Source organism: Anoxybacillus sp. FSL W8-0382, from assembly GCF_038003845.1.
In the GTDB taxonomy this organism is placed as follows: domain Bacteria; phylum Bacillota; class Bacilli; order Bacillales; family Anoxybacillaceae; genus Anoxybacillus; species Anoxybacillus flavithermus_G.
Genome location: NZ_JBBOPX010000001.1, coordinates 387,783 through 399,849 on the forward strand (window position 1 = coordinate 387,783; position 12,067 = coordinate 399,849).

Annotated in this window: 10 protein-coding genes and 1 pseudogene; 6 read left to right on the forward strand and 5 right to left on the reverse strand. The window is 37.3% G+C overall.

What is annotated here, in order from left to right; all coding sequences use genetic code 11:
* Nucleotides 1-149 precede the first annotated feature (149 nt).
* Complete coding sequence (locus tag NSS60_RS02080; protein ID WP_032101754.1) at nucleotides 150-1,265, reverse strand: IS4 family transposase; 1,116 nt, start codon at nucleotides 1,263-1,265, stop codon at nucleotides 150-152.
* Between the two features lie 472 nt (nucleotides 1,266-1,737).
* Between NSS60_RS02080 and hxlA the strand changes: the two genes are divergently transcribed.
* The 3 genes and pseudogenes from hxlA to NSS60_RS02095 all read left to right on the forward strand — a co-directional run.
* Complete coding sequence (gene hxlA / locus NSS60_RS02085; protein WP_064214571.1) at nucleotides 1,738-2,373, forward strand: 3-hexulose-6-phosphate synthase; 636 nt, start codon at nucleotides 1,738-1,740, stop codon at nucleotides 2,371-2,373.
* 4 nt (nucleotides 2,374-2,377) lie between these two features.
* A complete protein-coding gene (gene hxlB, locus NSS60_RS02090) occupies nucleotides 2,378-2,935 on the forward strand; it encodes a 6-phospho-3-hexuloisomerase (RefSeq protein ID WP_064214570.1) in 558 nt (185 codons plus the stop codon).
* 495 nt (nucleotides 2,936-3,430) lie between these two features.
* Nucleotides 3,431-3,592: pseudogene (locus NSS60_RS02095) on the forward strand (IS701 family transposase); the annotation flags it as partial.
* Nucleotides 3,593-4,000: 408 nt separating this feature from the next.
* On the opposite strand, the gene NSS60_RS02100 reads toward NSS60_RS02095, so the two are convergent.
* Nucleotides 4,001-4,915: a cation diffusion facilitator family transporter gene (locus tag NSS60_RS02100; protein ID WP_033015916.1), complete on the reverse strand. Its 915-nt coding sequence runs from the start codon at nucleotides 4,913-4,915 to the stop codon at nucleotides 4,001-4,003.
* A 320-nt stretch (nucleotides 4,916-5,235) separates the two neighbouring features.
* Here NSS60_RS02100 and NSS60_RS02105 point away from each other — a divergent pair, with 320 nt between their 5' ends.
* Together NSS60_RS02105 and NSS60_RS02110 are read left to right on the forward strand one after the other, a co-directional pair.
* Nucleotides 5,236-5,613, forward strand: coding sequence for a FixH family protein (locus NSS60_RS02105; protein ID WP_042410023.1), 378 nt, complete (start codon nucleotides 5,236-5,238; stop codon nucleotides 5,611-5,613).
* A gap of 307 nt (nucleotides 5,614-5,920) precedes the next feature.
* Entirely contained in the window at nucleotides 5,921-6,487 is a 567-nt protein-coding gene (locus tag NSS60_RS02110) for an SCO family protein (protein WP_033015904.1), read from the forward strand.
* Between the two features lie 731 nt (nucleotides 6,488-7,218).
* Here NSS60_RS02110 and NSS60_RS02115 read toward each other — a convergent pair.
* The 3 genes from NSS60_RS02115 to NSS60_RS02125 all read right to left on the reverse strand — a co-directional run bounded on the left by NSS60_RS02115 (nucleotide 7,219) and on the right by NSS60_RS02125 (nucleotide 10,291).
* A complete protein-coding gene (locus tag NSS60_RS02115; protein ID WP_064214496.1) occupies nucleotides 7,219-9,318 on the reverse strand; it encodes a heavy metal translocating P-type ATPase in 2,100 nt (699 codons plus the stop codon).
* A gap of 18 nt (nucleotides 9,319-9,336) precedes the next feature.
* Nucleotides 9,337-9,660: an ArsR/SmtB family transcription factor gene (locus NSS60_RS02120; protein WP_033015899.1), complete on the reverse strand. Its 324-nt coding sequence runs from the start codon at nucleotides 9,658-9,660 to the stop codon at nucleotides 9,337-9,339.
* A 91-nt stretch (nucleotides 9,661-9,751) separates the two neighbouring features.
* Nucleotides 9,752-10,291 (reverse strand): ZIP family metal transporter, encoded by a 540-nt coding sequence (locus tag NSS60_RS02125; RefSeq protein WP_196762586.1) that lies wholly within the window; start codon nucleotides 10,289-10,291, stop codon nucleotides 9,752-9,754.
* Nucleotides 10,292-10,795: 504 nt separating this feature from the next.
* Here NSS60_RS02125 and NSS60_RS02130 point away from each other — a divergent pair.
* On the forward strand, nucleotides 10,796-11,920 hold the full coding sequence (locus tag NSS60_RS02130) for an IS4 family transposase (protein ID WP_064214406.1): 1,125 nt from the start codon (nucleotides 10,796-10,798) through the stop codon (nucleotides 11,918-11,920).
* Nucleotides 11,921-12,067: the final 147 nt, after the last annotated feature.

Here is a 12,067-nt window from a genome sequence, read left to right on the forward strand (position 1 = left end):
CATCATTAGCATTGCATAAATATAGTTAGAATTTTCTGTTAATTATTTTTTGTGAATTTGTGCCAAAAAGATAAAACCTAAAGAAAGGTGGTACTGCCCATTTGGTAAATATATACAGTTAAATCAGAGTGACAACGACAAAAGGGAGATTATGGACTGGCTCGCCCATCAAATTTTCGCAACCAAACATAAGCTGGTTTCCACAGAGCTCTCTTTAACCAACGAGTAATTCGAAGTAGGGATTTCTTACTTTTCATCTCCAATTGAATGAGAACATGTAAGCAATACGTGATAAGGGCTAAGAAAATTTGATTTTGAATAGCTGTTTCACTCATTCCATAAAAGTGCTTAATTTCTACGTGTTGCTTAAGCCATTTGAAAAAGAGTTCAATAGCCCAGCGAGATCGGTAAATACCACTTATCTCTTCTGCTTTTAAATCAAATCGGTTGGTAATTAAACGAAGTAAGTTCCCTTTTGTGTCCATAACTTCTAGTAGACGATAGACATTTTCAGTACGATTTTGTGTGGTACCAATATAGACCATTTTATCGGATAGAACGTGACAATCATCAGGAAGTGAAAATGTATAGACTTCACGAATGACTGCGTTTTTCTTCAGTCTTGAAACGAAGAAATAGCCATCATCTGTCATCCGGTCAAAACGTTCATAGTCCACATAACCGCGGTCAAACACATACATGGCTTCTTTATCATCCACTAGGACTTCGAGTTGATTTCGGTCATGTTCTTTTGCTGTCGTAATCACTGCTTTTTCAGGATAGACGGTGTCTTTATCCATGAAAACGAGCCGTAAGTGTAGCTTTACACCAGCTTTTGTTTTACGGAATTTTGCCCATTTATAATTGGTCAAATTCAACGGGAGTGTACTCGAATCAATGATTTTCAGTGGCATATTCTTTCCGTTTTTATAATGGTACCGTTGAATTTTCCAAACAAGATCCAAGAACAAATTTGCAAGAATTAGTGGGTTGATCTGATTGTTTTTTCGGGATAGCTGAGAGGCACTTATCGATTCAAATCCGAGTGCTTTTTGAAGATCTTCGTCTACAAGTGCATCACTCATTTCCTCTAAGCTCTTAAATTCGAGCAGTTGGGCTACCAATAAAAATTTAATATAGGCTTCTGTTGTCAGCTTTTTTGTGTAATAGTCCTGTTTCAATTCTTTGACTTGTTCGCTAAGTTTTTGAATATTTATGGGTGAAACCCATTTACCAAATGATGAAATTAGTGTATTCTTGTCCATAACAGTTATCCTTTACGATTGGATTTGGACAGGAACCACCTGTACTTCCATTGTAAAGGATTTTTTTGTTTCGAAATCAATAAAAAATTGAACATTCTTAGTATTTTGAATCATCAGATTTAATTACTGCAATGCTAGTGAATGAACATCTTTGAAAAAATGAGGATTTATTTGCAAAATGGCGAAAGAAAGTACATATTAGCGCGGTTGAAGAGGGAAGGAGGGAATTTCATGCTTCGACATACGCATCGGTCAGATGTTGTTAGGCACATTTTGAAAAAGGAAGACAGGTGTTCCGAGAATGAAATGATCATATCCAATAGTATACTTTTTAACACTATGTAAAAATAAAGTGCGTACTTTCTAAAGAAAGTCATACATAGTACACTGATTGCTGTACAAGTGGTAAGCAGGTAAAAGATACGTTCGCTTGTGCAACAAACAATCAATTTTTATTAGGGGGGAAGAATTCATGCAACTACAATTAGCATTGGATCTTGTAAATATTCCTGAAGCAAAAGAACTTGTGAAAGAAGTTGAGGAGTATGTGGATATTGTAGAAATCGGTACTCCTGTTATTATTAATGAAGGCCTGAGAGCTGTTAAGGAAATTAAAGAAGCATTTCCTCATTTAACCGTTTTAGCCGACTTAAAAATCATGGATGCGGCTGCATATGAAGTCATGAAAGCATCCGAAGCTGGCGCGGACATTATCACGATCCTTGGAGTGGCTGAAGATATGTCAATCAAGGGGGCCGTTGAAGAAGCTAGAAAACAAGGAAAAAAAATCTTGGTTGACATGATCGGTGTTAAAAATTTAGAAGAACGCACTAAAGAAGTGGATGAGTTTGGTGTAGACTATATTTGTGTACACACAGGATACGATCTTCAAGCAGTCGGAAAAGATTCTCTTGAAGAACTTCACACAATTAAGCGTGTTGTGAAAAATGCGAAAACAGCCATCGCCGGCGGCATTAAATTAGACACGCTGCCAGAAGTCATTAAAGCAAAACCGGATCTTATCGTTGTCGGCGGCGGTATTACCGGCCAAAAAGATAAACGAGCTGCAGCTGCTGAAATGAAAAAAATGATCCAACAAGGTGAATGAAATTATGCAGACTACACAATATTTAGCGGAAATCATAAAAGAGTTAAATCGCACAGTCGATTTAATCGCTGATGAAGAAGCTGAAAAATTGGTAAAGGGGATTCTTGAGGCAAAGAAAATTTTTGTAGCTGGTGCAGGCAGATCTGGATTTATGTCCAAATCTTTTGCGATGCGAATGATGCATATGGGGTTAGATGCCTATGTAGTAGGAGAAACGATAACCCCTAACCTGGAACAAGATGACATTTTAATCATCGGCTCCGGTTCAGGAGAAACGAAAACGTTAGTTTCCATGGCGGAAAAAGCAAAACGCTTAGGCTCGACAGTAGCGCTTGTTACGATTTTCCCTGAATCAACCATCGGACAATTAGCTGATATCACTGTTAAATTACCTGGTTCACCGAAAGACCAATCAGACAGCGGATATAAAACGATCCAGCCAATGGGTTCACTATTTGAGCAAACTCTCCTATTATTCTATGATGCGATCATATTGAGATGCATGGAGAAAAAAGGATTGGACTCCAATACGATGTTTAAAAGACATGCCAATCTTGAATAGTGTAAGGAGTCCTAATCACCATTTTAAGTCCTAACTAAAATTTTAAACTAATTCAAGTAATTGATCAAACTGAATTTTCACCTCAATAAACAAAGAACAAAAAGACCGTAAAGCGTTTCTTAAAGGAAGCGTTTTGCGGTCTTTTCATTAGAGTCGTGCGAAGTATGAGACGTCTTACCTTTTCATGATCATCGACAATCAGTGCAACATGTAGGCGAACAGTGCCTGGCACTGTTCGCCATTAAACTCCCATGCAAATGATATCTTTTAAGAAAATCAGATATTCTCATCATCTCTTCCCCCTTGTTCATCACAATGTTTGGGCTGTTGAGTATGTAGTTATTTCATGATGGCCGAAAAACAGAGGTGACAAGCTTTTTTCCAGACGTTAAAACTCAGAGAAAAATCGTGATGGATAAACTTTTGGCAATAGCAAACGAATGAGAGTGCGGGCGGGTTTTTATAGTCATCTTAAACGATTGATAATTTACATTACTTGCGTATGTGTACAGCATGTTCGAGTCTAACAGTGATTTTTCGGATGGGCTCGATCTCCTGCGCAAGAGAAAAGGACATAGCCTCGTGGAGTTCATTTATCGTGCAGCAAAACAAAATATTCCCATTGATACCGTGAAAAAACAGCTCCACGTGGCATAAGGGGTACCCTGTTTGTCTCTTTTTAAATGGTAATTATTGTAACGAAAATTGCTCAACTACAGTTAATTAGTCCCCTTCCTATCACTAAAATTACGTAAGAACCACTTTTATTCTGCCATATACAGTCACTTTTTATATATACAAAGCATTATATAAAATTTATAAAGTAATTATGACTGCAACGTTCAAGCAATACAACATCATGCCGTACTCTATTTAAATTTCCTATACGTTGTCGGATACCGACTTCGCAAATCTAACACTTTGATGTAAATGCAAACTTGGTATTATATGTATTTTTATTAAAAAAACTTTCTTAAAAAACCTATTTCACATTTTAACAAAAAGGCTATTGTAGGTTAGGCGTATAAAGAATAAAATTTCCCCCTTATCAAAAAAAAGGGGGTGTTAATTGCAAATATCTGTTTCCGTACATTTTTTCATTTGTTCGCCTTCTATTTGTATAGTGGAGTGCTGAATGCCAAAATGCTTCTGTAACATCGCTTTTGCCTCATGTAATACATGATCGCGATCAATCCGAGAATCAACAACAAGATGACAACTCAAAGCCGGAAAGCCTGAAGTAATCGACCATATATGTAAATCATGAACACTTGTGACTCCTGATAAAGACAACAATTTATTTTTCACTTCTTGCAAATCAATATGCACCGGTCTTCCTTCCATGAGAATATGGACAGATTCCTTCGTTACACGCCAACCACTAATTAAAACTAAAACAGATACCAACACACTCACAATCGGATCAGCAATGTTCCAATCAAAAAGTAATATAAGTAATCCTGCTACAATCGCCCCAGCTGACCCAAGTAAATCTCCCAACACATGTAAGAAAGCACTTCTTAAATTAAGGTTCTCACTCCTATCTCCTTTCATTAAAATCCATGCAGCTAAAACATTAACGATAAGTCCAATTCCAGCTACTGTCAACATTCCAAAACTCATTACTTTAGGTGGATCAAAGAAACGATGGTAGGCTTCGTAGAATATATAGACAGAAATGAGTAAAAGGGTCACTCCATTCAATAATGCAGCTAAAATTTCAAATCGTTTATATCCGTAGGTTTTCGTTTCACTTGCTTGCTTTTCTCCCATCTTTAGAGCTAAAAGACTTAAACCCAATGCTGCTGCATCGCTTAACATGTGTCCTGCATCGGATATTAAAGCAAGACTGTTCGTTAAAATCCCACCTATAATTTCAACAACAAGAAATGATAAAATGAGAAAAAAACTAATTAGCAATGCTTTTTGATTTGCATGATGTGCATGAGAATGATCTCCGCAACCATGATGATGTCCCATATTTGAACCTCCTTTTTACATATTCTTCTTCTGAATTTATTTTATTATTCAATAGGTTTCTCTCTTTCCAAATGTATTCATTAAACGATAGCAACCAATCATTCGTATATTCGCCATTTTGCAGCCTTTATATTTTACATACCAATCAGTGATGTTTTAAATATGAATATATATTCATTTAATAATATTGCATTGTGCATGGAAATTTCTTTATTGTTGGTTTTTAGCCACATTTCATAACAGAACAAAGCCTTTTTATGAAGTAAAATGATATAAGATATTACTAACCTTACTTAGGGAGGTTTTTGATAGTGTTAAAAATGAAAAAGTTATTCGCGTTGGCTTTAATAAGCCTTTTTGTACTTGGTGGGTGTAGCCAGGAAAAAGAAGCCCCAGAATTGATTGAAGTAAAATTTAAAACAATTCCAGAGAATATAAAGGTCAATAAAGAGGTGGAATTAGTCGCCACTGTTACTCAAGGAACCGAAAAAGTAGAAGATGCTGATGAAGTAACATTTGAAATTTGGAAGGAAGGACAAACGAAAGACCAACATAAAAAAATTGAAGCCAAACACACTAAAAATGGTGAATACAAGGTTACTTATGTCTTTAAAGAAACAGGAAAGTACTATGTCATTTCACACACAACAGCTAGAGGAATGCATAATATGCCTAAAAACGAAGTAATTGTAAAGTGAAAAAAACTCCTTAAAGAAACTTCAGCTTATCGATTTTATGGACAAGCTAAAGTTTCTCACGGACGGTGAAATATTTAACGAATCAGTTTGCAGAGGAACTCGCCAAGCAAACCGTACGGGCGATGGCGATTGCCCATGCTATGCGCAGGCATGAGCGAAATGACTGAAACAGGTGCTCATAGAAGCGACGGGATGTTCGCATATCGATATTGCCAGGACGACGCCAATTATTTCGATTTATACCGGAGACGTAGCGCTCAGGATCATGTATGATACGGACGAAGAGAGAGGATAGGTGAAGGTAAAGATGAAACGAATGTTGCTTATTCTTTCCATCGTGTTGCTAGCTGCGTGCGGAAAAACGATTCCGGACGCCAAAAATTGGCCGGTAGATGATTTTACGTTTACCGACCAACATGGGAAGAGGTTTGGGTTGCGTAATTTAAAGGGAAAAGTATGGGTAGCTGATTTTATTTTTACAAGCTGTGAAACCGTCTGTCCGCCGATGACAGCGAATATGGCGAAGCTGAAAAAAATGGCGGCCAAGAAAGGGCTTAAGGTCGAATTTGTCTCATTTAGCGTCGATCCGGAAGTAGATACGCCGGAAAAGCTCGAGGCCTATGCCAAAAAATTTACAACAGATTTGTCAAATTGGCATTTGTTGACGGGATATAGCCAAGAAGAAATCGAGCAACTGGCGCAAAAAAGCTTTAAAACGATCGTGAAAAAACCGGAAAACGACGATCAAGTCATTCACGGAACAAGCTTTTATTTGGTCGGTCCAGACGGCAAAATCGTCCAGACATATAACGGAGTGCAGGATGTTCCGTACGAAACGATTTTAGAGCACATTAAAATTTTGCAATCATCCTAGGCGCAAAAATGGCGGCGCATTTTTACCTTTTCATGGTGCTCCCAGTATGGGCGTCATCTATAAAAATCCTAGGCGGGGATTAGCGAGCGTCTACGGCTAACCAAAGGCAAGGTGTCTATCACGAGGTAGAATCTGGAGAAATCTGGAGGCAAACGCTGGTCTAGATTACACGAACCAAATTGCCCGATGAGACTGCTAGACAAGGTAAAGTCCAAAGCCGCCAAGGGCTATTTCAATAAACTTGGGTGGGCATATGAACGGAAAGATGACGCTTTTACCCAAAAAGCATGGCGGACGACACGCACTCCTCATTTATACAGAACAAAGTCCTCGGAATTGCGTATTGGCAATCCCGAGGACTCAAGAGCATTATGCAGAAATATGTTGAACTTCATCAAGATTAGTGAACCACTTAGTTCAGGACCGCGTGCTAGGTGGTGGAGAAGACAAGGGAGAGTCGCCCCGCTCCCCTCTTACTTAATTTCGTAAGAACCATATGACTTTTATAACAGAACACATTTAAGATTTCTTGCCATGCTCGCTCTCGATAATACCTTCTCTACTTGAATGCCTTTCTTTCTAAAATGTTCAATAATCTGTTCTATACTCTTTTTCATTTTCGATTCCGTTTTTTCTGGTTTCATCCGTTTTCCCACCAACGGTTAATCTTTAGCAATTTTATTTTATGCGTGTATCAAATACATCGAAAACTTAGATGTATATTTCTTTATCTAATTTATTACATTATGTTCTTTATTCTCCCACAAAATCGTTAAGCTAATTAAAGTAACTAAAATAGTGGCACCCATATCCGATAAAATAGCAATCCAGAGTGTAAGCAAGCCCGGAATAGTCAGTAATAGAGCTAATAATTTAAGACCTAATGCAAGGGAAATATTTAGTTTGATAATACGATTTACTTTTTTAGCAGTTCTTATAGCGCTCGGTAGTTTTCCAAGATGGTCTTGCATTAAAACGATGTCTGCCGTTTCAATTGCGCTGTCAGTACCTTTTCCCATTGCAATACCCAAATCAGCTGTTGCTAAAGCAGGTGCATCATTGATACCGTCACCAATCATCGCCACTTTGCCTTTTAACGCTAATTCTTTTACCTTTTCCACTTTATCTTCTGGTAACAGATTGGCGTAATACTCTGTTACTCCCACTTTTCGTGCCACTTTCTCTGCTGTTTTTTGATGGTCACCCGTCAACATCACTGTATGTTGAATACCCGCTTGATGGAGCGCCTTGATTACACTTTTACTTTCTTCTCTAATTTCATCAGAAATTCCGACTAGCCCCATCACTTGACGTTCATCAGCAAGCAACACTAACGTCAAGCCTTCTTCTTTCATTTTCTCAATATCGGCTTTTACTTTCTCCGTTATTTGTAAATGCGAAATACTTTTCTCGTTCCCCACCCAATACCGTTTGCCTTGAATAAGCGCGATGATTCCTTGTCCAGAAACCGTTTCGATTTCCTCCGGATCATGTAAAGCAACTTCTGTCTCAACCACTTTTTTCATAATTGCCTTGGCCAACGGGTGGGATGAATTTTTCTCAATTGAACCGATAATCCGATAAAACTCATCTTGATCATCTATATAAACCGTTACTTTTTCAACATGTGGCTCTCCTTTTGTAAGAGTTCCCGTTTTATCGAAGGCAATCGTATTAATTTTTCCTAACTGCTCAAGAAACACTCCCCCTTTCACAAGAATCCCGTTACGAGCATTTCTTGTAATCCCAGAAACAATTGCAATCGGTGAAGATAAAATTAGCGCACACGGACACCCGACAATTAAAACGGCTAAACCTTGATAAAACCATTTGTTCCACTCGGCACCAAAAAATAGTGGAGGTATCACCATAACTAAAACGGCAACAATCATGATTAGAGGAGTATAATATTTGGCAAAACGATTGATAAACAATTCAGTTGGCGTTTTTGTTTCCTGTGCTTCCTCGACTAAGTGTAAAATTTTGGCTAATGATGAATCCTCATATGATTTTGTAATCTCAATTTTCAAAATCCCTTCGTTATTAATACTTCCGCCAAATACTGTTTCTCCATTTTCCTTTTCAACAGGTAATGACTCCCCCGTAATAGCGGCCTCATTCACGGAGCTTTTACCTTCCACAACTACTCCATCCGAAGGAATTTTTTCTCCGGGTTTTACTAAAACAATATCTCCTACTTGAAGGGACTCAATAGGAACCACTTTCTCTATGCCATCCTTCAATACTGTCGCTTGCTTTGGAGCCACTTCCAACAACTTTTCCATCGACTTTCTGGCCTTTTCCATTCCAATGCCTTCAAGATATTCATTTAATCCAAAAAGAATGGCAACAACCGTTGCTTCTTTCCACTCTCCTATGGAGATGGCCCCAATTAATGCCACGGTCATCAACGTATCAATGTTGAATTTCAGTTTAATTAAGTTTTTTAAACCTTTCAAAAACGTCTGATATCCACTAATAACCATGGCAATTAAGTACAAACCGATCACCAGAAAACTGTTTGTCTGCTTCTCAAGGAAAAACGCTATGAAATATAAAGCAGTCGAAACAATAAGTAAAAACTTTAAATTGACTCCTTGATGATGTGAATGCTCATGTTCGTGATGATGAGCTTGAGTTTTTTCAATAAATGCTCCGTCTTCTGATAAAATTTTTTCGACTTGTTTTAAATCAACTTTTTCATCAATTTTTAGTTTTCCTGTATTATAATTTAGTGTTGCTGATTCCCCGTGTTCTAAACTCCGAATTTTCTTCTCGATTTCGGCGGCGCAATGAGCACATGACAAACCTTTTATTCGATATTCCTCCATGATAAAATCCCTGCCTTTTTAATGATGTCTCGCGTGATCAATTGTTTGTTTCAGGATGTTCATGACATGTTTATCGTCATGAGAATAATACAGCGTCGTTCCTGCGCGTCGGTATTTAACAAGGCGCAAATTTTTTAGAAAGCGCAATTGATGTGACACAGCTGATTGTCCTAACGACAATTTTTCAGCAATTTCGTTCACTGAATACTCCTTTTGTGATAGTAAATATAAGATTCTAATTCTCGTCGGGTCACTTAATGCTTTAAACGTTTGTGAAACAATAAATAAGGTTTCCTCGTCTAAATCCTTATCAACAGATTGTGTGTGTTTAGATTCTTCCATAAAATATTCCTCCTATATTGAATATATGAACACATTTTTATATATGCTACAAAAAAAGTATCATAATACTCTATACACTGTCAAACAATATTTAATGAATAAGTAATAAAAACATATAAACAAACAATAAACCAAGTAATACATACAACCCAAACTCATGAAATCTCATTTTTCTTTTGGCTTTCCATAAGATTTCATGGAACGTTACGAATGATAAAGTGCCAATTGCTCCTCCGAACAAGAGAGTATTGAGTTTGTAAGAATTGTCTCCAATTAGAAATCCGATAAAAATGCTTGCGCCAAGAACAACAGCCAAAAAAACAGCACTAATTACAAACAGTACGGATGGGGATTCTACAAATGCCATTGCCCCCATTAAAGCCATTCCTTCAGGAATATGATGTAGAATCAATGCGGCTAACAGTGGAGAAAGAGAAAATGCATCGGTTTTCATTGTGGTCCCTAACGCCAAACCAGTTGGCAAGTTATGAATGCCAATTGCAACAAGCAAAAGTACAAAAGAACGTATATACTCTAGGCTTCCATTGGCCACATTTAAATTTTTATGTAATAATTTCTCAGCTATACTCATCGATAAAATACCTGCTAATATCCCTAAGACAATTCCCATCCAGCTATTCTGAGTAAAACTTTCTGGAAGCAATTCGAATAGAATCAATCCGAGCAACAGACCGCCGCAGAAAACGAAAGTCCGCTCTATTTTCATTCCTAAAATAAAACGGAATAAAAAGCTGAAAATCCCCCCAAGGTAATTCCTAAAAACATAAAAATAGTAATGATGGGAACCATTAATATTTCTCTTTCTCCCATGATGTCACCATCCATTTTGTCCATAATTCATTTTTATCTATCCTATGCATGAATGAAACAAAACATGTCTTATCAACATAAAAACACACTTTTCTTTCTGTCTTTCCGCAATAAAATGATTCGAGGTTATATTCGAGGTTATAACGGAAAAATTAGATCGTTATTTTTTCACTAGTGTCGCATTAAAATAATTTAACACCTTTAAATAAACAGAATTTTCTGAAATATAATCCAAACACAAAAAAATCCTTTATAATGGTTGGGTGGTAGTAAACCATCCAAATCCAATACAAAGGACAAAACCATGGATAAGTTTACACGAAAAACATCATTTGAACAATGGTTTTCACCGATTAATCGTCCATTATTTGACGACCTAGTGAAAACACATCAATTAAATCACTATACCAAGAAACTTTATATGGCTTCATTTATGAAACTGCTTTTGTATGCCCAACTCCATGAAACCGAGAGTTTACGGGCGTTGAGTGACGCTGTCTTTTTAGAAGAATTACAACGAGCAACGGGATTGGAATCGATTAGTTTTTCACAGTTAGGGAGACGAATCAATACCATCCCAACTGAGTTCTTTCAAACGATTTTTCTCGATTTAGTGGCACAAATTCATCGGAAAACCAATTTCCAAACAAGAAGAAAAGTGACAACGCCTTTGAAAATCATTGATTCGAGTACATTACCGCTTAATTTGACCAATCATAAGTGGGCAGAGTTTCGAAAGACAAAATCAGGAGTAAAGCTTCACTTACGACTTGTTTTTATGGAAAAAGGACTCTCCTATCCAGATAAAGCCGTACTCACGAATGCCAACGAACATGATCGTGGTCAACTAGAAGTATTCGTGGATGACAAAGAATGCATGTACGTGTTTGATCGTGGTTACTTGGATTATAGGCGCTTTGATCAAATGACGGAAGATGGCTATTTCTTTGTGACCCGTTTGCGTAAAAACGCTGTTGTCCGAGTGTTAGAATCCTTTTCGTTACCAGAAGATTCACCCGTATTCTCTGATGAAATGGTTGTCATTGGAACACCACAAAATCGTTCTGAAAACGTGTTTCGCTTACTCAAATTGCAAGATACAAAAGGAAATGAGCTTCATTTACTGACAAATCGGTTTGACATTGACGCAGATGAAATTGCAGAAATCTACCAATCACGTTGGGCAATCGAACTTTTTTTCAAATGGATGAAACAACATCTGAACATTAAAAAGTTTTTTGGTCACAGTGAACAAGCTGTACATAATCAAGTGTACGTAGCCATGATAGTGTACTGTCTGAATGTTTTAGCTCAGTTGAACACGAATAGCGAACGCAGTTACTTACAAATTAGTCGCTATTTGAAGGCTTCTTTGTGGAAATCCGCTCACATTTGGTTACGAAAAATCGAAGGAAACAGCGTCCCATAAAGGTTTGCCAGTCGTTGTTGCACAAGTCATAGGTTATAGTAAAAAAATGGATGTATACTACCCTCGCTTAGGTGTTTTCGTTTTTTCTCTAAAGTCCAGAAAAAATAAAACTGAAAATTCAGACATCATTTATGCGACGGTAGTGTT

Bases quoted from the DNA above. Each gene is read 5' to 3' on its own strand.
- NSS60_RS02125 (WP_196762586.1), bottom strand. From the start codon at position 10,291: ATGGGAATTGTCTTAGGGATATTAGCAGGTATTTTATCGATGAGTATA.
- hxlA (WP_064214571.1), top strand. From the start codon at position 1,738: ATGCAACTACAATTAGCATTGGATCTTGTAAATATTCCTGAAGCAAAA.
- NSS60_RS02115 (WP_064214496.1), bottom strand. From the start codon at position 9,318: ATGGAGGAATATCGAATAAAAGGTTTGTCATGTGCTCATTGCGCCGCC.
- NSS60_RS02110 (WP_033015904.1), top strand. From the start codon at position 5,921: ATGAAACGAATGTTGCTTATTCTTTCCATCGTGTTGCTAGCTGCGTGC.
- NSS60_RS02100 (WP_033015916.1), bottom strand. From the start codon at position 4,915: ATGGGACATCATCATGGTTGCGGAGATCATTCTCATGCACATCATGCA.
- NSS60_RS02080 (WP_032101754.1), bottom strand. From the start codon at position 1,265: ATGGACAAGAATACACTAATTTCATCATTTGGTAAATGGGTTTCACCC.
- NSS60_RS02130 (WP_064214406.1), top strand. From the start codon at position 10,796: ATGGATAAGTTTACACGAAAAACATCATTTGAACAATGGTTTTCACCG.
- NSS60_RS02120 (WP_033015899.1), bottom strand. From the start codon at position 9,660: ATGGAAGAATCTAAACACACACAATCTGTTGATAAGGATTTAGACGAG.
- hxlB (WP_064214570.1), top strand. From the start codon at position 2,378: ATGCAGACTACACAATATTTAGCGGAAATCATAAAAGAGTTAAATCGC.
- NSS60_RS02105 (WP_042410023.1), top strand. From the start codon at position 5,236: ATGAAAAAGTTATTCGCGTTGGCTTTAATAAGCCTTTTTGTACTTGGT.